General features: G+C 72.1%; 21 protein-coding genes. 11 read left to right on the forward strand and 10 right to left on the reverse strand.

Annotated features, from left to right (window positions below; all coding sequences use genetic code 11):
* Positions 1–4: 4 nt before the first annotated feature.
* On the reverse strand, positions 5–1,192 hold the full coding sequence (locus tag ABZX61_RS50260) for an aminotransferase class I/II-fold pyridoxal phosphate-dependent enzyme (protein ID WP_350728728.1): 1,188 nt from the start codon (positions 1,190–1,192) through the stop codon (positions 5–7).
* Between the two features lie 59 nt (positions 1,193–1,251).
* Between ABZX61_RS50260 and ABZX61_RS50265 the strand changes: the two genes are divergently transcribed.
* The 6 genes from ABZX61_RS50265 to ABZX61_RS50290 are packed head-to-tail and all read left to right on the forward strand — an operon-like array spanning position 1,252 to position 6,708.
* Positions 1,252–2,676 (forward strand): PLP-dependent aminotransferase family protein, encoded by a 1,425-nt coding sequence (locus ABZX61_RS50265; RefSeq protein ID WP_355206276.1) that lies wholly within the window; start codon positions 1,252–1,254, stop codon positions 2,674–2,676.
* A 12-nt stretch (positions 2,677–2,688) separates the two neighbouring features.
* On the forward strand, positions 2,689–3,375 hold the full coding sequence (locus ABZX61_RS50270) for an alpha/beta hydrolase (protein ID WP_355206278.1): 687 nt from the start codon (positions 2,689–2,691) through the stop codon (positions 3,373–3,375).
* Positions 3,376–3,420: 45 nt separating this feature from the next.
* A complete protein-coding gene (locus ABZX61_RS50275) occupies positions 3,421–4,299 on the forward strand; it encodes an ABC transporter ATP-binding protein (protein ID WP_355206280.1) in 879 nt (292 codons plus the stop codon).
* Positions 4,296–5,009, forward strand: a complete 714-nt coding sequence (locus tag ABZX61_RS50280) for an ABC transporter permease (RefSeq protein ID WP_355206283.1) — start codon at positions 4,296–4,298, stop codon at positions 5,007–5,009. The genes ABZX61_RS50275 and ABZX61_RS50280 overlap by 4 nt, the downstream gene beginning before the upstream one ends.
* A 14-nt stretch (positions 5,010–5,023) precedes the next feature.
* The gene (locus tag ABZX61_RS50285) at positions 5,024–6,106 is read left to right on the forward strand and encodes a sensor histidine kinase (protein WP_355206526.1); all 1,083 of its coding nucleotides are present in this window, start codon (positions 5,024–5,026) and stop codon (positions 6,104–6,106) included.
* Positions 6,103–6,708, forward strand: coding sequence for a response regulator transcription factor (locus ABZX61_RS50290; RefSeq protein WP_350728719.1), 606 nt, complete (start codon positions 6,103–6,105; stop codon positions 6,706–6,708). Before ABZX61_RS50285 ends, ABZX61_RS50290 begins: the two co-directional genes overlap by 4 nt.
* Positions 6,709–6,754: 46 nt before the next feature.
* Here the strand turns inward: ABZX61_RS50290 and npdG are convergent, their stop codons facing one another.
* Together npdG and ABZX61_RS50300 are read right to left on the reverse strand one after the other, a co-directional pair.
* Positions 6,755–7,408: an NADPH-dependent F420 reductase gene (gene npdG, locus ABZX61_RS50295; protein WP_185072761.1), complete on the reverse strand. Its 654-nt coding sequence runs from the start codon at positions 7,406–7,408 to the stop codon at positions 6,755–6,757.
* Positions 7,409–7,492: 84 nt separating this feature from the next.
* A complete protein-coding gene (locus tag ABZX61_RS50300; RefSeq protein ID WP_350728717.1) occupies positions 7,493–8,635 on the reverse strand; it encodes a lipase family protein in 1,143 nt (380 codons plus the stop codon).
* A 173-nt stretch (positions 8,636–8,808) separates the two neighbouring features.
* Between ABZX61_RS50300 and ABZX61_RS50305 the strand changes: the two genes are divergently transcribed.
* Entirely contained in the window at positions 8,809–9,387 is a 579-nt protein-coding gene (locus ABZX61_RS50305) for a hypothetical protein (protein ID WP_355206287.1), read from the forward strand.
* Here ABZX61_RS50305 and ABZX61_RS50310 read toward each other — a convergent pair.
* Positions 9,384–10,364, reverse strand: coding sequence for a LysR family transcriptional regulator (locus ABZX61_RS50310; protein ID WP_355206290.1), 981 nt, complete (start codon positions 10,362–10,364; stop codon positions 9,384–9,386). The two genes, ABZX61_RS50305 and ABZX61_RS50310, sit on opposite strands and share 4 nt — an antisense overlap.
* Before the next feature lie 73 nt (positions 10,365–10,437).
* Between ABZX61_RS50310 and ABZX61_RS50315 the strand changes: the two genes are divergently transcribed.
* Positions 10,438–10,689, forward strand: a complete 252-nt coding sequence (locus tag ABZX61_RS50315) for a hypothetical protein (protein ID WP_350728712.1) — start codon at positions 10,438–10,440, stop codon at positions 10,687–10,689.
* On the forward strand, positions 10,686–11,330 hold the full coding sequence (locus ABZX61_RS50320; RefSeq protein WP_355206293.1) for a cyclase family protein: 645 nt from the start codon (positions 10,686–10,688) through the stop codon (positions 11,328–11,330). The genes ABZX61_RS50315 and ABZX61_RS50320 overlap by 4 nt, the downstream gene beginning before the upstream one ends.
* On the opposite strand, the gene ABZX61_RS50325 is transcribed toward ABZX61_RS50320, so the two are convergent.
* A complete protein-coding gene (locus tag ABZX61_RS50325) occupies positions 11,327–11,503 on the reverse strand; it encodes a hypothetical protein (protein ID WP_355206534.1) in 177 nt (58 codons plus the stop codon). The genes ABZX61_RS50320 and ABZX61_RS50325 overlap by 4 nt on opposite strands.
* Positions 11,504–11,535: 32 nt before the next feature.
* Here ABZX61_RS50325 and map point away from each other — a divergent pair, with 32 nt between their 5' ends.
* Positions 11,536–12,384, forward strand: coding sequence for a type I methionyl aminopeptidase (map, locus tag ABZX61_RS50330; RefSeq protein ID WP_355206296.1), 849 nt, complete (start codon positions 11,536–11,538; stop codon positions 12,382–12,384).
* A gap of 6 nt (positions 12,385–12,390) precedes the next feature.
* Here map and ABZX61_RS50335 read toward each other — a convergent pair whose 3' ends face one another.
* The 4 genes from ABZX61_RS50335 to ABZX61_RS50350 form a co-directional block, all read right to left on the reverse strand.
* A complete protein-coding gene (locus ABZX61_RS50335) occupies positions 12,391–12,780 on the reverse strand; it encodes an ATP-binding protein (RefSeq protein WP_350728705.1) in 390 nt (129 codons plus the stop codon).
* 226 nt (positions 12,781–13,006) lie between these two features.
* Positions 13,007–14,986, reverse strand: a complete 1,980-nt coding sequence (locus ABZX61_RS50340) for a cytochrome c oxidase assembly protein (RefSeq protein ID WP_355206298.1) — start codon at positions 14,984–14,986, stop codon at positions 13,007–13,009.
* On the reverse strand, positions 14,983–15,597 hold the full coding sequence (locus tag ABZX61_RS50345; RefSeq protein ID WP_355206300.1) for a copper resistance CopC family protein: 615 nt from the start codon (positions 15,595–15,597) through the stop codon (positions 14,983–14,985). The genes ABZX61_RS50340 and ABZX61_RS50345 overlap by 4 nt, the downstream gene beginning before the upstream one ends.
* A gap of 44 nt (positions 15,598–15,641) precedes the next feature.
* Positions 15,642–16,925: a tetratricopeptide repeat protein gene (locus tag ABZX61_RS50350; RefSeq protein WP_355206303.1), complete on the reverse strand. Its 1,284-nt coding sequence runs from the start codon at positions 16,923–16,925 to the stop codon at positions 15,642–15,644.
* Positions 16,926–17,417: 492 nt separating this feature from the next.
* Here ABZX61_RS50350 and ABZX61_RS50355 point away from each other — a divergent pair, with 492 nt between their 5' ends.
* The gene (locus ABZX61_RS50355; RefSeq protein ID WP_355206306.1) at positions 17,418–20,258 is read left to right on the forward strand and encodes a BTAD domain-containing putative transcriptional regulator; all 2,841 of its coding nucleotides are present in this window, start codon (positions 17,418–17,420) and stop codon (positions 20,256–20,258) included.
* A gap of 200 nt (positions 20,259–20,458) precedes the next feature.
* Here ABZX61_RS50355 and ABZX61_RS50360 read toward each other — a convergent pair whose 3' ends face one another.
* Positions 20,459–21,952: a PucR family transcriptional regulator gene (locus ABZX61_RS50360; RefSeq protein WP_355206309.1), complete on the reverse strand. Its 1,494-nt coding sequence runs from the start codon at positions 21,950–21,952 to the stop codon at positions 20,459–20,461.
* Positions 21,953–22,035 lie beyond the last annotated feature (83 nt).

Genomic DNA, 22,035 nt, shown 5'->3' on the forward strand with positions numbered 1-22,035 from the left:
GCCACTATGCCAGCGCCTGCGCCACGTCGGCCCACAGGTCCTCGGGGTGCTCGATGCCCACGGCGATGCGTACGGTGCCCTCGCCGATCCCGTGCCTGGCCAGCTCCCCGGCGCTGAGCGAGCGGTGGGACGTCGTCGCCGGATGCATGACGAGCGTCTCCACGCCGCCCAGCGACGGGGCGAGGAGCATGAGGCGTACGGAGCTCATGAACCTCTCCCCCGCCGCCCGCCCGCCGGCGAGGTCGAACGAGAGCACCCCGCCGAAGTCGGACAGCAGCTTCCCGGCCAGCTCGTGGGAGGGATGCGTGGCCAGGCCCGGCCAGTGCACGGCGGTGACGGCGGGGTGGGAGGCCAGGCGGGTGGCGAGGAGGCGGGCGTTGGAGCAGTGGCGTTCCATGCGCAGGGCGAGGGTCTGCAGCCCCCGCAGCGACAGCCAGGCGGCGAAGGGGTCGGCGGAGGCGCCCAGTTCGATCGCGAAGTGCCAGACCTTCTCGTAGAGCTCGGTGGAGGCGAAGACGGCGAGCCCGCCCACCACGTCGGTGTGCCCGGACAGGTACTTGGTGGTGGAGTGTACGACGATGTCCGCGCCGTGCTCGATGGGCCGGCAGAGCAGGGCCGTGGCGAACGTGTTGTCCACCACGGACACGATCCCCAGCTCGCGGGCCGCCGCGCACATCCCCGGCAGGTCGGCGACCAGCGTCATCGGGTTGCTGATCGTCTCCAGGTAGACGAGCCGGGTCTCCGGGCGGACGGCGGCGCGCAGGGCGGCGGGGTCGTTCTCGGGCACGTACGTCACCGTGATCCCGAACCTGCCCACCAGGTCGTTGATCATGGCGGCGGTCCCGCCGTACAGGGACTTCTGCGCGATGAGGTGGTCGCCGGGCTTGAGCAGGCCGAGCAGGACGGTGTTGATCGCGCCCATGCCCGAGCCCGTGGCGACGGCCCCCACCCCGCCCTCCAGCCCGGAGACGGCCTCCTCCAGGGAGCGGACGGTGGGGTTGGTGTAGCGCCCGTACACGAACGGCCCGTCGGCCCGCCCCATGGCGTCGGCCATCACGGCGGGATCGTCGAAGACGAATCCGGAGGTCTGGTAGATCGGCACGGTGATCGGCCGGCTGCCCTCGATGACGGGCTGCGGCACGTGGACGGTGCGCGTCTCGGGGCGGAGCTCAGAGGGATGAGAATCGGTCATGCGTCAAGGATCGCCCGCGAAACGGTCCGGCATCAGAGCCAATCCGGCAGAATTGGTCCATGAATGGGGCCAATCTCGCCGACGGCGACCTCGTCGATCTCCTGGGCCGCTGGGCGTCGGGCCGCGGCCCGCTCTACCTGCTGCTCGCGGCCCGGCTGCGGGCGCTCATCGACGACGGCGTGCTGTCGCCCGACCGGGCGCTCCCGCCGGACCGGGTGCTGGCCAAGCGGCTCGCGGTGGGCCGGGGCACCGTGGTCGCCGCGTACGACCTGCTGCAGCAGGAGGGCCGCGTGGTGCGCCGCCAGGGCAGCGGCACCCGGGTGGCCGCGCTCGAGCTGCCCGCGACGCGCGCCGCCGACGGCGTGCCGACCAATCCGCTCCTGCTCCACATCCTGCACCCGCCGGACGGCGTGCAGCTCCTGACGTGCGCCGCGCCGGACGACATGCCGGCCGCGATGTTCGAGGCGTACGCGGAGGCGGGCGCGCGGCTGGCCGGCACCCGCGACCTGGGCTACCAGCCCGCGGGCAACCCGGCCCTGCGTGCCGCGCTGGCCGCCTACTACACCGGCCGCGGCGTGCCGACGACGGCCGAGGAGATCATGGTGACGACGGGCGCCCAGCAGGCGCTCACCCTGCTCACCGGGCTGCTGGTGGCCCCCGGCGACACCGTGCTGACCGAGGCGCCGACGTACCCGGGGGCTCTGGAGGTGTTCCGGCACGCCGCCGCCGTCGTCCGGCCCGGGACGGCGGAGGACCTGCGCGAACGCCCCGCGCTGGCCTATTTCGTCCCCACCAGCCGCAACCCGGACGGCGCGGTCATGGACACCCCGGCCCGCCGGCGGCTGGCCGCGCTGGCCGCCGAGCACGACGTGCCGCTGATCGACGACGAGGTGTGCGCCGAGCTCTGCTTCACGGGCGAGACGCCGCCGCCGCTGGCGTCGTTCGAGCGGGGGGAGCACCTCATCACCGTCGGCTCGCTGAGCAAGCTCGTCTGGGGCGGGCTGCGGGTCGGGTGGATCCGCGCGGCGGCTCCACTGGTGTCGCGGCTGGCCAGGCTGCGGGCCGTGCTCGATCTCGGGGGCGAGGTCTTCAGCCAGCTGGCCGCCGTCGCGCTGCTGCGCCGCCTGGAGGAGGTACGCGCGGCGCGCGTGCGCACGTTGCGCCGGCGCCATGACCACCTGTGCGCGGAGCTGCGCGAACGGCTGCCGTCGTGGGAGTTCGAGCCCGCGCTCGGCGGCCAGACCATCTGGGTGCGGATCCCGCACGGCGACGTGGACTCCTTCGCCCAGGTGGCGCTCAGGCACGGGGTCGCGGTGCCGCCGGGGAGATCGTTCGACCCGCTGGGCGGGCACGCCGACCGCATGCGCCTGCACTTCCTGTTCCCCGAGGACGAGCTTTCGCGAGCGGTGAACAACCTGGCCGTGGCCTGGGCGTTCTTCGACGGCACCGATCGCCCGGTGTCCCGGCACACCCTCGTGGTCTGACAGGGTGGGCCTATGGAGACGACCTTCGTACTCGTGCACAGCCCTTCCGTCGGGCCCTCGACCTGGGCTCCCGTGGCCGAGTCGCTGGAACGCCGCGGACACGCGGCCGTGGTGCCCGACCTGACCGGCGTGGCGACGGGCGGCGCGCCGTACTGGCCACGGGTGGTCGAGGCGGTGCGCGCGGTCACCCCTGACACGCCCGTCGTGCTGGCCGCGCACAGCAACGCCGGCTTCTTCCTGCCGCTGATCAAGGAGGGGCTTGGCGAGCGGGTGGTGGCGTGCGTCTTCGCCGACGCGCACATCCCGCCGCGCGAAGGGCTGATCAAGGTCGCGGAGGAGAGCTTCCTGCCGTTCCTGCACGACCTGGCCGGGCCCGACGGCGTGCTGCCGCGCTGGACCGACTGGTGGGACGAGGAGGACGTGGTGGCCATGCTGCCCGACCCCGCCGTGCGCATCAAGGTGGCGGCGGAGCAGCCGCGGCTGCCGCTCGACTACTACACCCAGCCCATCCCTGTGCCCGCCGGGTGGGACGAGGTCAGGTGCTCGTGCCTGTGGTTCGGCCCGCCGTACGAGGAGGTCGCCGAGGAGGCGGGGCGGCGGGGCTGGCCCGTGGTCCGCGTGCCCGGCCAGCACCTGCACCAGCTCGTCGACCCCGAGGGCGTCACGGACGCGCTGCTCAAGCTCTCGCGCAAGTCGTGAATTCTTCACTGTCGCCCCGCGATCGCCCCGGAAACACTCGTACGCATGACAGCGATCGAAGTGACCGGGCTCAGGAAGAGCCACCAGGGGTTCGAGGCGGTGAAGGGCATCTCGTTCGAGGTTGCGCAGGGGCAGATCTTCGCGCTCCTCGGCAGGAACGGCGCGGGCAAGACCACCGCGGTCGAGGTGCTGGCGGGCTTCCAGCGGGCCGACGGCGGGACCGTGCGCGTGCTCGGCCTCGACCCGTACACCGACCGCGCGGCCGTCAGGCAGCGCACCGGGATCATGCTGCAGGAGGCCGGGTTCTTCCCTGATCTGACGGTGGCCCAGACCGTCGACACCTGGCGCGACTTCACCGCCGCGCCCCGTCCCCGCGACGAGGTGCTGGAGCTGGCCGGGCTGGCGGACAGGCGGAGCACCAAGGTGCGCCAGCTGTCCGGCGGCGAGAAGCGCCGGCTCGACCTGGCGCTGGCCCTGCTGGGCCGCCCCGACGTGCTGTTCCTCGACGAGCCGACCACCGGCATGGACCCCGAGGCCCGCAGCAACACCTGGACCGTCGTCCGCGACCTGGCCAGGCAGGGCACCACGATCCTGCTGACCACGCACTACCTGGAGGAGGCACAGCGCCTGGCCACGGCCATGGCCATCCTGGACGCCGGCGAGATCGTCGCGTCCGGCGACATGGCCGAGACCCTGGCCGCCCGGTCGGGGCGGGTGGCGTTCCGGCTGCCCGCGGACGTCGACCCGGCCGATCTGCCGCTGCCGGTCACCATGGAGGGCGAGACGGCCGTCTGCCGCGCCGACGACCCCGACCTGGCCGCGCAGACGCTGCTGACCTGGGCGGCCGGGCGCGGCCTGCGCCTGTCGGGCCTGGAGGTCCGCGCCGCCACCCTCGAAGACCTCTTCCTGGAGAGCGCCCGATGAGCCTGACCGCCACCTACCGCCTCGGCACGCGCCTGTTCTGGCGGGACAGGTCCATGCTGTTCGCCTCCGTGGTGACCCCTGTCGGGCTGGCCGTGGGGATGCCGCTGCTCATGAGGAACGTGGTCGGTCCCTCCGCCGCCGCCGCGATCTTCCAGAGCACGATCTCGGTGCTGCTGGCGATCACCGCGTTCATGAACGTCGCCGTCGCCCTGGCCACCCGCCGCGACCAGCTCGTGCTCAAGCGCCTGCGGGCGAGCCGGCTGACGGACGGGCAGATCCTGCTCGGCCAGATCGCCAGCACGGCCACGCAGACCATTGCCATGATCGCGCTCAGCACGGTGGCCGTGCGGGTGGTGGCCGGCGTGCCGCTCCCGGACGACCCGCTGGGGTTCGCCGCGATCACGGTGGCGGGGTCGGCGGTGCTGTCGCTGCTCGGCGCCGCGTACACGGCCGCCATCCCGCGCGCCGAGCTGGCCGCCGCGTTCACCATGCCCGTCTTCCTGGTGGCGGGGGTCTCCGCGGGCGCGATGGGCCCGATCCCGCTGCCCTCGTGGCTGCGGCCGGCCCTGGACCTGCTGCCCACCAGCGCCGTCGTGAACGCCGTCAAGACCGGCGACCTGGCCGTGCCCGCCCTGATCCTGGCCGCCTGGACGGCTGTCGGGCTCGTCGCGCTCCGGCTGTGGTTCCGCTGGGAACCACGCCGATCATAGAGATAACGTTGCCTGTGGTCTCCTCCTCGGCCAGGCGGCTCGCGACCGGCCTCATCACCGCCGTCTCGGCCGCGTACTCGCTGCTCGCGCTCACCTACTTCCTGCACGGCCCCGGCTACGGCGTCCTGGCCGCGGTCGCCACGCTCGCCGTGATCTCCACGCACTACCTGAACATGCGGGCCGGGCTGCGCGGCGAGCGCCCGCCCGCCTACCCGCTCACGATCGTGCTCCAGGCGGTCGTCACGTACCTGCCCGACCTGCTGCCCGGCGGCATGTCGGGGGTGACGGCGCCGATGCTGGCCGGGACGCTGCTGGTGTTCCTGCCACTGGGCTGGGGCGGGGCGCTGGTGGTGCTGATGATGCTGTACGAGGGCACCGTCCTGTGGTTGGGCGGGGTCCCGTACATCGTCACCCTCTTCTACGTGGTCACCGTGCCGACGACGGGGGCCATGATCTACGCGCTGGTGCGGTTCACGCGGGTGGCGGCCGACCTGGAGGAGGCCAGGGCCGAGCTGGCGGACGCGGCGGTGCTCAGGGAGCGCCTGCGCATCTCCCGCGACCTGCACGACGGCCTCGGGCGCAGCCTGACCGCGATCGCGCTCAAGGGAGACCTGGCCTCCCGGCTCATGGAGCGCGACCCGGCCGCCGCCCGGACAGAGGTGGGCGAGCTGGTGCAGGTGGCCAGGGAGGCGGCCCAGGACGTACGCCACGTCGCCAGGGGTTACCGGGCCCTGTCGCTGGCCGGCGAGGTGAACCGGGCGGTGGCGCTGCTGGAGTCGTCGGGGGTCGGCGTGCAGGCGCACCTGGCGGACGTGACGCTGCCGGGCCGCTCGGAGGAGGCGCTGGCGTGGGCCGTACGCGAGGCCGTCACCAACGTCCTGCGCCACAGCCGCGCGACGACCTGCACGATCACCACGTCCGTGAACGGCGGCACGCTCCGGCTGGAGGTGGCCAACGACGGCGTCCTCGCCGAGCCCGGCCCCGACGGCGGGGGCCTCACGGGGCTGGCGGAACGCGCGGCCCAGGCGGGCGGCTCGTGCACCGCGGCCCGGACCGGCGCCGGCGGCTTCCTCCTAGCGATGGAGGTCGCGGCGTGATCAAGGTGCTGCTGGCCGAGGACATGCACATGATCCGCGCCGCCCTCACCGCCCTCCTCCGCCTGGAGCAGGACATCGAGGTGGTCGCCGAGGTGACCCGGGGCGACGAGATCGTGCCCGAGGCCCTGCGGGTACGGCCCGACGTCGCGGTCGTGGACATCGACCTGCCGGTGGTGGACGGCATCACCGCCGCCGCCACGCTGCTGGAGCGCCTCCCGTCGTGCCGCGTCCTGGTGCTCACGGCCATGGGGCAGCCGGGCCACGTACGCCGGGCTCTGGCCGTGGGCATCGAGGCGTTCCTGGTCAAGGACGCCCCGGGCGACCGGCTGGCGGACGCGATCAGGCGCACCGCCGCCGGCCTGCGCGTGCTGGACTCCGAGCTGGTGTCCTCGGCCATGCAGTACGGCGAGAGCCCGCTCACGCCGCGCGAGTCCACCGTGCTCAGGGAGGCCGCCCGGGGCGCCTCGGCCGAGGAGATCGCCTCCCGCCTCCACCTCTCCCCCGGCACCGTGCGCAACTACCTGACGGGGGCGATCACGAAGACGGGAGCCCGCAACAAGATCGACGCCATCCGCATCGCGGAGGACGCGGGCTGGCTGTGACACACCCGTCCCACCGACCAGGGCTGAGGTCCCTGCGACGGGCGGGTCAGATGTCGGTGATGCGCAGCCCGGCGTGGGCCTTGTAGCGGCGGTTCACGGAGATGATGTTGGCGGTGAGCGCCTCGATCTGGTGGGAGTTGCGCAGCCGCCCCCCGTACACGCCGCGCACGCCCGGGATGACCTCGGCCAGCGCCTGCACCGTGTCGGTGGCCTCGCGGTCGTCGCCGAGCACCAGCACGTCGAGGTCCACCTTCTCCACGGCCGGGTCCATCAGCAGGACCGCCGACACGTGGTGGAAGGCGGCCACCACCCGGCTCTCGGTCAGCACCGCCGCCGCCTGCTGCGCCGCGCTGCCCTCCTCCACCGGCAGCGCGTAGGCGCCCTGCTTGTCGAACCCGAGCGGGTTCACGCAGTCGACGACGATCTTCCCGGCCAGCTCGGCCCGCAGGGACTCCAGCAGCGCCTTGTGCCCCTCGTACGGCACCGCCACGATCACGATGTCGGCCTCGGCGGCGACGGCGGCGTTCGCGCCCCCGCTCGCACCCGCCCCGATGTCACCGGCCGCGTCCTGGGCGCGCTGCTCGCTACGCGACCCGATCAGCACGCGGTGCCCCGCCAGCGCGAACCGCCGCGCCAGCCCTTTCCCCTGGTCACCGGTACCGCCGAGGATGCCGATGGAAAGCCCGCTCACATCTGTCATACGCCCGATCATGCCAGCTCGGCCGCCCGGTACCCGCCACCGGGTGGGCCGGGCCCGGTCGTGCGGGCCCGGCCGGCGTACGGGCTAGCAGTTGCCGATCGCGGGCAGCCCGAGGATCCGCAGGGCCAGCCACTCGATGGCCAGCGGCCCTCCTTCGACGGCTCCCGTGACGTGGTCCGGCGCGGGCAGCGCGGTCCACCGGACGTTCACCCCGGCCCGGCAGTACTCGGACCGCAGCGTCGAGCCCACGGACAGCGGGATGATCTGGTCCCCCCGCGCGTGATACAGGAACATCGGCACCCGCGGAGCCGTGGCGCCCAGGCGGTTCTCACCGAGCCGGGCCAGCCACTTCGGCTGGTTGAGCAGGTCGATCGGGCTCAGGTCGGAGAAGCTCAGCCCGGACAGCTTGCCGAGGTCGCCCACGCAGTCGTCGGCCGCGTCGGCGAGCAGGGCACGCCCGCGGTCGTTGAGGTCCGCCTGAAGGTTCAGCTCGGGGTAGGCCGCGTCCAGCCCGACCCCGGCCGCCGCCGCCAGCCCGAAGTCGGACCCGCCGTCCAGATGGTCCGCGACCGCGTGCAGGTCGGCGGGCACGCCTCCGGCCGCGACGCCCTTCAGCCGCAGCTCGGGCGCGTACGAGGGCTGCAGCTGCGCCGCCCACCCGGCCGACGCCCCGCCCTGGGAGTAGCCCATGACGGCGACGGGCGCCCGGTTCGACAGCCCGGCCCCGGACACGCGGGTGGCCGCCCTGATCGAGTCGAGCACGGCGTGCCCCTGCGAGATCCCGGCCATGTACGTGTGCGGCCCGGGCGTGCCGAGCCCCTCGTAGTCCGTCATGGCCACCGCGTACCCCTTGAGCAGGAACAGGCTCACCAGCGCGAGCTCCGCCTCCCGGCCCTGGCTCATGCTGAGCGAGGGGGCGCACTGGTCGCCGAGCCCGTGGGTGCCGACGGCGTACCCGACGATGGGGCGCGCGCCGAGCGGGTAGCCGCTCTTGGGCACGAGCAGCGTCCCCGACACGGTGTTGAGCGAGCCGGTGGCGGACGTGGAGTTGTAGAGCAGGTGCCAAGCGTTGACCGGAACCTCCAGGAGCTTGCCCGGCAGGAGGTAGACGGTGGTGGGCTGGGCGGAGACCACGTCTCCCGGCGTCGCCGCGCGGGCCGGGGTCGTGATGAGGGACATGATCAATAACAGGACCATGGACATGCTGACGCGGACACGTAAGGACATGTACCGCCCCTCTCCGTGAGGACCACATACTTGGGACGGCGGCGCCGCGAGCCGATCGTTACCCGGGAGTAACCTCCTGTCAAGGCCCGAAATGACGGGGAAACGCACCTCGTGTCAACACATCACTCCCGAATCAGCCACCCCGCGCGTGCGGCGTCAGGCACCATGGGGAAATGGACTCAGGATCGGTGGCACTGCTGCGTGAGCTCCTGGCCGAGACCGGCTGGCTCGAACGTGCCCGCGAGCTGGCCGTCGCCCTGCGGGCCACCCGCTCGCCCGGCGGCCTGCTGCTGGTGGGCACCCCCGACGAGGAGCCCTGGCACCTGACCGCGCACCTCGCCGACGAGGCCAGGTTCTCCGGAATGGCGCAGCTCACGCCCACGCTGGTGCGCTGGGCGCCGCCCGCCGACGCGCCCGCCCACCTGCGCGTCGGGATCGAACGCCTGGAGCGCGCGGCCCGGGGCGAGACGCTGTTCGTGCTGGCCGAGCGGGAGGCTCCGGTGCCGCTGCTCGAACGCGTGGACGACGCCCGGCGCACGGGGGCGACCATCCTGGCCATCGAGGGCGGCGACCGGGAGCTGGCCGGGCTGGCGCACGACTGCATCGAGGTGCCGCGGGACGGGCTGGTGACCTTCGACGGGGCGCAGCACCTGGTGAGCACGGCGGCCGGAGAGCCCGAACGCCGCCCCGGCCTGCGCGAGCGCCTGGCCCGCCTGCTCGACAAGGTCAGCGGCCCCCAACAGGCCGACTAGGGACGCGACCGCTCCGGCTCGGAGGCGCTGGTGGCACTGGGGGCACTGTGCAGGCGGCCGCTCAGGGACGTCTCCAGCGCCGCCGTGGCCTCCTCGATCGCGCCGATCACCACGGCCTGCACGGGGTCGGGCTCCCCCGACCGGGTACGGCTCACCCGCGTGACCGCGTCCAGCCGGCGCGCGCCCACGTCACGCACCTCGCTCACCCGTACCTCGCCCTCCGGCACATCCAGCAGAGCCAGCGCGGGCACGATCGCCACCCCGTGCCCGGCCGCCACCAGTGACAGCGTGGGCCCGAACTCCGTGATGACGTGCACCTTGCGCGGCTCGAACCCGTGCAGTCCCGCCAGCCGCTCCAGCGCCTGCCCGCACGCCTGGTTCGGCTCGCTGGCCACCCAGGGCAACCGCAGCAGCTCGGGGACCGACCCCGGGTCCGGCTGGTCGGGCGGCAGCACGATGCGGTATTCGTCCACGTAGAGCAGCCGTGCGCTCAGTGACGGCTGCGACAGCCCGGGCAGGCCCATGTCCTGCTCGGTGATGAGCACGTCCACCGCGCCCATGCGCAACTCCTGCAGCGCGGGCGGGCCGAAGACCTCGTGGATGACCGGGGTGATCTTGGGGTGGCGTGCGGCCAGGTCCCGCATGGCCGGCACCAGCACGTGCGTGATGACCGTGGGGAAGGCGGCGATGCGCACCGGCCCGGCCAGGCGCTCGGTGAACCGGGTGAGCTCGCGCCTGGCCTCCAGCAGCTCCTCCTCCACCCGCTCGGCGTAACCGGCGAGCACGCGCCCGGCCGGGGTGAGGGAGACGCTGCGCTGGGAGCGGTCGATGAGGGCCAGCCCGACCTCGCGTTCGAGCTGGGCGAGCTGCTGGGAGACGGCCGAGGGGGTCAGATAGAGCGCTTCGGCGGCCCGCATGACGCCGCCGCGGCGGGCGACCTCGTGCAGGATCCGCAACCGCCGTGGATCGATGTCCATGCAGGTCAGCTTACGCGCACCTTTAGCATTCTTTATTTGCGCTTTACGACGATCACTCCAGACAATGACGGCCATGGACCTCCTCTTCGCCGCCGTCGGCTGGATCGGCGCCGCCCTGCTGCTGGCCGGGTACATCCTGGTCACGCAGTCCCGGTTGCCGGGCGACGGCGCGGCGTACCAGCTCATGAACCTCGCCGGCTCGCTCGGGCTCATGGCCAACAGCGCCTACAGCTCCGCCTGGCCGTCGGCCGGCCTCAACCTGATCTGGGCGGGCATCGGCGTCCTCGCCCTGATCAAGCTCGCACGTGTAGGAGCGTCCGCGTGATCGTCGAACTCAGCCACCGCATCGTTGACGGAATGGTCACTTATCCCGGCATTCCCGGCCCGACGCTGGGGGTGCACCTGAGCCGGGAGGACTCGCGCAAGGTCTACGCGCCGGGCACGGAGTTCCACATCGCCACGATCGCGCTCGCCGCCAACACCGGCACCTACCTCGACACCCCGTACCACCGCTATCCCGACGGGCCCGACCTGTCACAGGTGCCGGTGAGCAAGCTGGCCGACCTGCCCGGCCTCGTGGTGCGGGCCGGCACGGGCCGCGAGGTGGTGATCGCCGAGGACCTGGACGTACGGGGACGGGCCGTGCTGATCCACACCGGCTGGGACCGCCACTTCGGCACCGACGCCTACCTGCACGGCCACCCCTACCTCGCGCCCGAGTCGGCGCAGTGGCTGGCCGACCAGGGGGCGGCGCTGGTGGGCATCGACTCGCTCAACATCGACGACACCCCGCCGCATGGCGAGCGCCCCGCCCACACGATCCTGCTGAAGGCGGGCATCCCGCTGGTGGAGCATCTGACGGGACTGGCCGCGCTGCCTCAGAACGGCTTCCGGTTCCACGCCGCGCCCCCGATGGTCGCGGGCATGGGAACCTTCCCGGTCAGGGCGTACGCGGTCGTGCCCTAGTCGTCGTCATTCTCCGCCTCGTCCCAGGCCTTGTTGCGGTCGGCGGCGCGCTGCAGCGCCCCGGCCGCCTCCTGCTCGGAGGTGTAGGGACCCATCCGGTCCTTGTTGGGGCAGCCCTTCTCGGGCTCGACCCGCATGTGCTTGAGACAGAACCACCATTGGCCTTCGCTCACGGGGTCAATTCTGCCCCGTAGACTCATGTTTCATGACGACACTGCTCCAGCCCGGGCGAGTTTCGCCCATGCGAAAGGTCCCCGCCCACATCGAGCGGCCGGAGTACGTCGGCAAGAAGCGCCCCAAGACCGGCGAATCCGACGTGAAGAGCCCCGAGATCATCGAGCGCATGCGGGTGGCCGGCCGGATCGCCGCCCTGGCGCTCGACGAGGTCGCCAAGCACATCCGGCCCGGTGTCACGACCGACGAGCTCGACCGGGTCGGCCACGAGTTCCTCGTCGACCACGGCGCCTACCCGAGCACGCTCGGCTACAAGGGCTACCCCAAGTCGCTGTGCACGTCGATCAACGAGGTCATCTGCCACGGCATCCCCGACGACACCGTGCTCCAGGACGGCGACATCGTCAACGTCGACATCACCGCCTACATCGGCGGCGTCCACGGCGACACCGACGCCACCTACCTGGTGGGCGAGGTCGACGAGGAGTCGCGGCTGCTGGTGGAGCGCACGCGCGAGGCCATGATGCGCGCCATCAGGGCGGTCGCGCCGGGGCGGCAGCTCAACGTGGTGGGCCGGGTCATCGAGGCGTACGCCAAGCGCTTCGGCTACGGCGTCGTCCGCGACTTCACCGGCCACGGGATCGGCACGAGCTTCCACTCCGGGCTCATGGTTCCCCACTACGACGACCCGTCGCTGCGGGTGGAGCTGGTGCCGGGGATGACGTTCACGATCGAGCCCATGCTGACGCTGGGCACCATCGAGTACGACATCTGGCCGGACAAGTGGACGGCCGTGACCAAGGACCGCAAGCGCACGGCCCAGTTCGAGCACACGATCGTGGTCACCGATACGGGCAGCGAGATCCTCACGCTCTCCTGACCCCCCTCAGCCGCGTCGGGGCACCACTCCGGTCACGGTCGTGCCCTCGCCGAGCACGCTGTTGACCGACAGGCTCCCGCCGAGCTCGGTGAAGGCGGCCCGCATCCTGGCGATCCCGCTCCCCGCCCCCGCGGTGTGAAAGCCCTGGCCGTTGTCGCTGACCGTCATGCGCAGCCCGCTCTTGGAGACCGTCACGGCGATGGACACGGTCCGGGCCCGGCTGTGCAGCTCGACGTTGGACAGGGCCTCGTCGATCGTGGCCATGACGGCCCTGGAGACCCGCGAAGACACGTCGGTGGCCGGCAGCGCCCAGGTCTCGACGGCGATCCCCGTGCGCTCGGACCATTCGGCCAGACAGCTCTCAAGAGCCTCGGCCAGGCTCTGCCCCCCGCGCATCCGTGTCTCTTCCGACAATGGCTTTCGCCTTCCTAGGCACACCGGGCTCACGCCGGTCCCCACTCCGGCGCCCTCACCTGGCGGTGCGCGTCCCCCCTCAAGGCCTACGCACGCTGGTCATGGGGTTATGCCCGTCTCCCCTGGGAGACAGGCTACCTGGCGGTACAGAGACTTGTAGTGGGAAGATAGAAGGCCATGGCCGAACGGCTACTCGCCGGAAACCTTGTCACTCACCTTTGTCCGCGCGGTTGAGACGGGCGAGGTAGGCGTTGTAGGAGTCGAGTTCCGAATCCCCTGAGCCGCCTGAGCGGTCGGCCTTGCGGTCGATGCGCCGCGCCTGCCGTTCGTCGTCCTGATACCACTGGATGGCGATGGCCAGCAGCACGATGAGCGTCGGGATCTCGCCGAAGCCCCAGGCGATGGCCCCGCCGTCCTGCTGCGTCTGCAGCAGCGTGGCGCCCCAGGTGCGGCCCAGCTGCTCGTACCAGCCGGAGGCGATCACCGTGCCCATCATCATCAACGCGACCCCGAAGAACGCGTGGAACGGCATGGTGATGAAGAGCATGAGCAGCCGCCCGACGTACGGGAGCCGGTTGGGCGCGGGGTCGACCCCGACGATCACCCAGAAGAACAGGCACCCGCTGAGCAGGAAGTGGAGGGTCATCCAGATGTGCCCGAGGTGCTCCTCCATGGCCGACTCGAAGAGCGGCGTGAAGTACAGCGCGTACGTCGAGGCGATGAAGATGGCCGTGGCGATGGCGGGATGCGTGACGACCTTGGTGAAGCGGCTGTGCAGGATCGTCGTGATCCACTCCCGCGGCCCCCGGTCGCCCCGCCGGGTGGCGGGCTTGAGCGCGCGCAGGGCCAGCGTGACGGGCCCGCCCATGACGAGGAAGATCGGCACGACCATGGAGAGCGTCATGTGCTCGATCATGTGGACGTCGAACATGACCTTGGCGTAGCGGGCCAGCCCGCTCTGCGTGGCGAACACCAGCAGCGCGACCCCGACGTACCAGGAGGCCGTGCGCCCCCACGACCACTTGTCGCCGCGCTTGCGCAGCCGCCACACGCCGAACCCGTAGAGCCCGGCCAGCACGGCGGCGACCGTGGCGAAGAACAGGTCGAACCACCACATGGTGAACACGTTGCCGAGCGTGATCTCGGCCGGAAGGGGGAAGCCGAGCAGCTCGAAGGCCCGGTCGGCGGGGACGCTGAAGTCGGGCGGCGGCGTGCGCGACAGCGCCACGGCCACCCCGATGGTGGCCAGCATGAGCAGCATCTCGCCGCCGGCCAGCCGGGTGAACGCGCGCGGCCTGCCCTTGTCGAGGTCGGCCAGCGTGCGCTGGCGGTGCCAGTAGCCGACGTAGCCGAGCAGCACGAACGCCACGATCTTGACCACGGCGAGCAGGCCGTACTGGGTGGTCCACAGGTCGGACACCGCGCCCAGCCGCGCGATCAGGCTGAACACGCCGGACAGCCCCACCCCGGCGTAGCACCACACGGCCATGTCGGAGAACCGGCGCGCGGCCACCTCGAGCTGCGGCTGCTTGCGGACCGCGTGAATGGCCAGCACGGCGAGCCCGCCCACCCACAGGGCGAGAGCGAGCAGGTGGAGCGAGACCGCCGACGTGGCGAGGTCGTGGTTGGGCGAGGAGGAGGTGTGGCCGGTGAGCGGCGCGGGCAGCAGCGTCACCAGCGCGAAGACCAGCAGGCCCGCCGCGGCCCCCGCGGTGATGGCGCCGCGGGAGAACAGCGCGATCGCCACCCCGAACAGCACCACGAGCGTGAGCGCCACGCCCTGCGTGGTCTGGGTGGCGTAGCTGGTGAGGAAGGTGCGGTCGAGGATCTGGGGAACGGTCCTGCCGATGGACTCGGCGGTGCTGAACACGATGGCCACGAAGGCCGAGCCGGCCCAGGCGAGGGCCGCCCACGAGCCGGCCTTGACGTATTGGCCGGCGGTCCTGCCGAGCACGCCCTTGTCGTTGGGCAGCAGCGCGGCGGCCATGAGCAGCAGGCCCACGGTGGTCACGCCGGCCACGTCCATGAGCAGCTTGGACAGCGGCAGTCCCCATCGGACGACCGCGCCGGAGTCGGGCAGGCCCGGGATGATCCTGGGGAACGCCCTGCCGCCGGCGATCATGCCGATGACCAGGGCGACGACCGCGGCCGCCGCCCCGCCGAGCGCGAGCCGCGCCGCCTTGCTCATGGCTTCTTCTTCCGCGCGCTGAGCAGGAAACCGATACCGATGCCGACGAGCGCGCCGATCACGATGACGAGCCAGACGGGGAAGCCCACCGGCTGGCCGGCCGAGGCCTGATCAGTAGCGGGCGAGGTCTGCGCGGGCGGCGCCTCGTTCTGGGTGGCCGGCGCTGAGGTGGCGGGTGCCGAGGTGGCGGGTGCCGAGGTGGCGGGCGCCGCGCTACTGGAGGCGCTGGGGGACGGCGTCTGCGCCCCCTTCACCTTGAACGGGATCTCGCCCTCGATCGGATGCCCGTCGGACGACACGACCCGGTAGGCGATCGTGTATTTCCCGTCGGGCAGCGGCTCCTTGACCGCCTGGGTCACCACCTTGCCGTCGGCCTCAGGCTTGCCGCTCTGCAGCTCGGCGCCGCCGGGGCCGCGTACGATGACGAACGGCAGGCGCACGCCCGCGGTGAACTCCAGCCGCACCTCGTCGAGGCTCTTGACCTCGGCGTCCTTGGCCGGGGAGCTGCTCTTGAGCGCGTCGTGCGCCAGCGCGGGAGCCGCCATGCCGAACACGAGCACGAGCAGGGCGGCGGCAGTCGCGGCGAGGGCCGCAAGCGGGGATCTCTTCATGGCACCCCCAAGGCTACCGACGCCACCGCCCGGTCCGGACCTCGCTATAGCCCCGCGCAGGCCAGCGCCCGCTGGTACGCCTCCACCGCCTCGTCCGTCTCGCCCAGCAACTCCATGGTCTCGGCGGCGGCGTACCAGGTGCGGGCCGAGCGGCGGGAGTCGGGCAGCGGCGTGAGCCAGCCCTTGACGGCGGCGGCGTGCTGGCGCCCTTCGTCCACCCGGCCGACCGCGCCGTAGACCCTGCCGAGCAGCAGGCTGGCCTCCGCGCCCAGCACGTGGCCGAACTCGGGGAGCAGGTTTCTGCTGATCACGGCGTGCTCGGCGGCCTGGTCGAGGTCTCCGGTCATGTATTCGGCGCTGGCCAGCTCCATGTAGAGAATGGCCTGGTCGATCGTGCTGGTCGAGGTCTGCTCGAACTCCGCGACCACCGTGCGCAGCATGTCGCGGACGGTCGCGGCGTCCTGCGCGCCGGTCCTGAGCCGCGTCCGCGCGAACTGCAGCCGCATCCTCGCGGTGTTGCGCGGCTGCCCGTGCTCCACCTGCACGGCCAGGGCCCGCTCGGCGAAGGCCACCGCCTCGCTGTTGTGCCCGGTGGCGCGGGCGACGATGGAGGCGTTCCAGTTGGCCGCGACGATGGAGCGCGGCGTGCCCAGCGCGTCGGCCGCGTTGAGCAGCTCGGCCGCGAACTGCCTGGCGCGCAGCATGTCGCCGCGCTCCAGATAGGCCGCCAGCAGCGTGGCGCCCAGCTCGACCAGCAGGTCGGTCCAGCCCTGCCGGGACTTGCCGCTGAGGATCTGCTCGCCCACCTCGACGGCCTCGCTCAGCCGCTCGCGCTCCCGGTAGGCGCGGCACAGCGCGATGGCCACCTCGATGTTCTGCTCGGCGGGAAGCTCGTCCTCGCGGAGCTTGAGCATGATCGAGATCGCCCGGTCGAGATCGCCCCCGGCCTCGGTGGCGAGGGCCAGACCGAATTCGGCTTCTTGACGAAGTGCGGTCAGACCTGTCAGGTTGCTGTTGCCCAGCAGTTCCTCGAAGCGCGTGCGGGCCTCGGCGACTTCGCCGTTCTCGAGCGCGAGCCGGGCGTAGCCGAGGGCGAGCTCGATGTCCTCCATCTGCTCGGCGGTGACGCCGTTGATCAGATAGGACAGCGAGCAGTCCAGCTTCTGGGCCAGCAGCTCCAAGACGGCAGGGGTGGGGGTACGCTTTCCGCTCTCGATCAACGAGACGTAGCTGTCCGACAGCTCGGGGTGCGCCAGCTGTGCCTGCGACAGGCCGCGTTGCCGCCGAACCGTCTTGATGCGGAGTCCGACTAGGTCAGATGTGGTCACAGCAGCCGCTCCCTGAGAAGATGAAGTCCAAGGAACTCACATAGGCTAGGGAGAACCCCCGTGCGCATGCGCATTGTCCTGTCCGTCCTGGTTACCGTGATCGCCGCCGCGGTAACCATTGGAGGTAATGCTACGGCCTCAAGTGCCGAGGCGTCTTCCCTGTCCCTTGGGCAGGGAGAGGTTTTTTGCTGCTGAGCGGCAGTGACCAGCCAGGCAAGGCGGCAACCGGGCACGCACCGCACTCCGTGCCTGACGTACCGTGGCCCGGCCGGTTAGGGGCTCCCAGCCCCGCCATCGGCCGTCCGGGCAACCCTGCCTGAGCCGCTGATCAGTCAGGCTCAGGTGACTGGCTGCTCAGCGGCACAGCCGGGTTTCTAATTTATCGGCCACGTCTACATTCGATCTACAGGCGGCCCCGCAAGCCTTCACTGAACGACGATCTTGATTACGCTGCCCTTCTGACGCGATTCAAGGGCGAGTCGAGGAGGTCGTATGGGCAAGAGGATCTTCGTTCGCCTTCTTGGCGAGGTGTCCGCCGAGCTCCACCGCGGGACCGCCGAGGAGCATGTCGATCTCGGACCGGCCAGGCAGCGGACCGCTCTGTCGATCCTGGCCGCGGCGGCGCCTCGTCCTGTCCCGATGGACCAGTTGATCGCCGGCATCTGGGGTGAGAATGCCCCGCGCAATGCCGTGCAGAGCGTCTACACCTATGTCGCCGGCCTGCGCCGCGCCTTCGAGCCCGATCGCGGGCGGCGCGAGCCGTCGCGGGTGCTGGCGGGAACACCGGCCGGCTATGTCTTACAGGTGGAGCCTGCTCAGGTGGACGCGCTGCTGTTCGCCGAGTGGGTCGAGGAGACCAGGCGGGTCCAGCGCGCCGGCGACGACCGCCAGGCCGTGCGCCGCCTCGACGAGGCCCTGGCGCTGTGGCGCGGCACCGCGCTGAGCGGGCTGCCCGGCCCGTTCGCGGAGACGCAGCGCGAGCGCCTGGAGCAGCTCCAGCTCGCCGCCCTGGAAATGCGCGCGGAAAGCCTGCTGCGCCTGGGCCACCACCGGGACATCGCCGAGGAACTGCGGGACCTCACCCGCCGCAACCCGCTGCGCGAGCTGGTCCGCGAGCTGCTCATGACCGCACTGTTCCAATCGGGCAACCCGGCCGAGGCGCTGCAGGTCTATGAGGAAGGCAGGATGCTGCTCGCCGAGAAACTCGGCGTGTCACCCGGCGAAGGGTTGCGCCGATGCCACGAGATGGTGCTGCGAGCCGACGCGGCAACCGCCACCAACATCGTGGCACCTCACGAGACACCACACCAGTTGCCCCGCCCGCTGGCAGAGTTCGTGGGCAGGTCCGCGGAGATCACGCGCCTGAAGGAGCGGCTCACCCCACGGGACCAGACCTCACCGAGCCCGTTGGTGATCATCACCGGGCCGCCGGGCGTCGGCAAGTCGGCGCTCGCCGCCTACGTCGCCCACCTGGCCGTGGACCACTTCCCCGATGGGCAGCTCTATGTCAACTGCCGGGGTGCCACGCCCAAGCTGCGCGCGCTCACTCCGCTCGACGTGCTCGGGCGGTTCCTGCGCGCGCTCGGCGTGCCGCCCAGCGCCGTGCCCGCCGACCTGGACGAGGCGGCGGCCGCGTGGCGCAGCCGCCTGCACGGCCGGCGGGTGCTGGCCGTGCTGGACGACGCCGCCGACCTCGCGCAGATCCGGCCGCTGCTGTCGGCCTCGCTCGGCAACACGCTGCTCGTGACCAGCCGGGAGACCATGAGCTGGGGCGAGGACGCCGTCCAGCTGGAGCTCGCCAGGATGTCGTCGGCGGAGTCGGCCATGATGCTGGCCAACCTGGCCGGCGCGAGCCGGATCGCGGCCGACGCGGGCGAGACGGCCAGGCTCGTCCGCCTGTGTGATGGTCTCCCGCTGGCCTTACGCATCGCCGGGGCCCGCCTGGCCGGCCGCCCTGACTGGAGCGTGTCCGCGCTGGCCTCCCGGCTGAGCGACGAGCGGACCCGGCTGCACGAGCTCGCGGCCGGCGACCTCGCGGTCCACTCCAGCCTGGCCGCCAGCCACACCGTGCTCGAACGCGGCTCGCGCCCCGTGGACCGGCTGGCCGCGCGCATGCTGTCGCTGCTGGGACTCCCGCACGTGCCCGAGATGACCGCGGAGGCCGCGGGCGCACTGGCAGGCGTCACGTCCGGCGAGGCGGAAGCGGCCCTGGAGCGCCTGGTGGACGCCCACCTGCTCGATCGCTCCGCCCCCGGCCGCTACCAGCTGCACGACCTCGTCCGCCTCTTCGCCGGCGAGCTGCGTCCCGCCGACTCGCACCCGGCGCTGGTCCGCGTGCTGTCGTACTACGCCGCCTCCACGCGCCTGGCCAGCCACGTCAGCGACCCGCACCGCATGCGGCTGGCGGCCCCGGTCGACGCGACCCCGCATTCGGTCGCCGGCCCGGAGGAGGCAATGGCGTGGCTGCACGAGGAGGAGGCCGTGCTCGCCGCCGCGGCCGTCCAGGCGCTCAACTCCCCCGACGACACGATCGCCCGGCTCGGCGTCAACATCACATTCGGCCTACTCTGGCACCAGTCGCGCGGCAGTCGCATCGTGGAGATGAACGAGCTGAACACACTGGCGCTGCGGGTGAGCGAGCGCCTCGGCGACGAGGCCAGCGCCCTGATCGCGCACGGCCACATCGCCAACGCCCTGCGCATCACGGGACACACGGACGACGCCGTCGCCCACCAGCTGTCCGCACTGGAGCTCGCCCGGCGGATCGGCGACGCCCTCAGCGAAATGCGCGCGCTGGGCAACCTCGCCAACACCTATAACACGGGGGGACGCCCTGAGGAGGCGCTGCCCTGGGCGGAGCGCCAGCTCAGCCTGGCCAGGCGTATCGACGCGCGCGTGGGGGTGCGCTTCGCGCTGATGTCCATGGGGAACGCCCTCGTGGGCGCGGGACATCCGGAAAAGGCGCTCGAGCCACTGCACGAGGGCCTTGCCGACGCCGAGGAGGCGGAAGACGGGATGCAGGAGGGACAGATCCGTTTCGTACTCGGCGAGGTCTATCTCGACCTGAACGATCCGCGGGAGGCCATGGACCACTTCCACAAGTCCGTGGAATTGCTCACGGCGAATGGTTACCGAGTCGGGATCCTCCGCTGCCTGATCGGGTTGTCACGCGCGCACCGGATGCTGGGGGATCTCGACCGGGCACTTTCCTACGTCACCGAGGCGGCCGCGTCCGGCGGAGCATTCGGGCACGTCATCTGGGAGCAGCGGCTCAGGCAGGAGCAAGCAGCCGTGCACGAGGCCCGCCGCTCCGCTGCCGTACGCAGGGTCTGACCCGACCTCAAGATCACACCGGCGTCCCCCGCCGTCAGGATCGCTTGGTCCGCAGTGAGTTGCACCCTGTTTCCAGGGCACGGCCCGCAGGTTGCGGGGGTGCCGCAACCGGCGAGCAGGACGACGCCGGCCGTGGTCATCGTGAGCAGCGACAACGCATCAGGCCGCGTGGCTCCGCCGCCGCACGCCGTATGACCCGGTCACCGAGGCGGCCCTGTGTCCCTGAGGGCCAGGAAGAAGTCGACCCGGTCGGCCATCGTCGCCAGATTCCTGCCGGTCAGCTCCTCGATCCTGCGGATTCGGTAACGGACCGTGTTCACGTGCACGTGGAGCCGCTCCGCGCAGGCGTTCCACGAGCCGGCGCAGTCGAGGAAGATCCCGAGCGTGCGCACCAGCTCGGACTGGTGCCGCCGGTCGTAGTCGAGCAGCGGCGACAGCAGCCGCGCCGTGAACGAGCGGCGCACGTCTCCCGGCACCGTGGCCAGCAGCAGCGCGTGCGTGTAGATCTCGTCGCTGGTGACCACTCCCCCGGCGCGGGCCTCGGCCAGGCGCCTGGCGTGCCCGGCCTCCTCCACGCCGCCCTTGACGGCGCCGGCGCCGGTCAGCGCGCCGCTCACGCCGACGCACAGGCGGGTGTCGGGCAGGGCGGCGAGCACCTGCGCCCCGGCGCGCAGCCGGTCGGCCAGCTCAGCCGTGGTGCGCTCGCGCAGCGGCACCACGGCGATCGCGCCGTCCGCGCCCGCCGCCGCCACGACCTCGCGGCCGAGCAGCTCCTCCACGACCTGCCCGCCGAGCGTGGCGGGGTCGGGGCCGCGGGTGGCGCCCTGCCTGGGTGCGGTGGCGTTGACGACGGCGTACGGCTGCGCCGCGTCGATCCCGCAGGTCCGCAGCCTGGCGTTGAGCTCGGCCGCGTCGGACTCGGCCAGCGCGGCCACGATGAGCTGCTCGGCCAGCCGGCGCTCGACCCGGCGGCCCTCCTCCATGCGGTTGCGTTCGAGGCCGACGCAGGACGCCAGCTCGTAGCCCAGGTCGGCGCGGCCCATCAGGTCGCCGTCGCAGGCCAGCGCCCAGCCCGCGGCCCGGTGGCCGCGCCCGACCGCGAAGATCGTGTGGTCGCCGACGCGCGCGGGCAGCCGCGGCGCCGTCAGGTACGCCCTCGCCAGCCGTACGGGATCCCTGGCCGCACCCACGATCACCTCGCCCGACGCGGACAGCACGGCGCCGGTGACGCCCAGCTCGGCGGCGGTCAGCGCGAACAGCTCGCGCAGGTCGGCACCCTCGGCGATGGCCGCGACCAGCCTGCGGTGGCGGCCGAGCGCGTCGCGCACGTCGCCGGCCAGCCGCGGCACGACCAGCTCCGCCAACGTCCGGAACGACACCTCCGTCGGCACCTCGACCAGCGGCAGACCGGCGGCCTCGCACGCGGCCACCAGGTCGGCCGGGACGTGGCCCAGCCACGCCTGCCCGGCGCCCAGCGCGGCGACCCCCGCCTCCACCAGCGCCGCCACGAACCTGACCGAGTCCCCCGGCTCGTGCCACCACATCAGCCCCGACAGCACCAGCTCGCCGCCGCTCAGGTAGCGCCCCGGCTCGGGCAGGTCGGTGATGTGCACGGTGCCGAACTCGCGCGAGGGGTCGCCGGCGAGCAGGGTCAGGCGCAGTTCGTCGATGGCCAGCAGGTCGGAGATGCGCACTTGGAGGAATATACAAGGCGCCGAGGCCAACCGCTGACCGGGATTTCACGCGACGCGCATAGGATCCGGCGCGGCGGCGGTGC

The organism is Nonomuraea sp. NPDC003709, assembly GCF_040610775.1.
Taxonomy (GTDB): domain Bacteria; phylum Actinomycetota; class Actinomycetes; order Streptosporangiales; family Streptosporangiaceae; genus Nonomuraea; species Nonomuraea angiospora_A.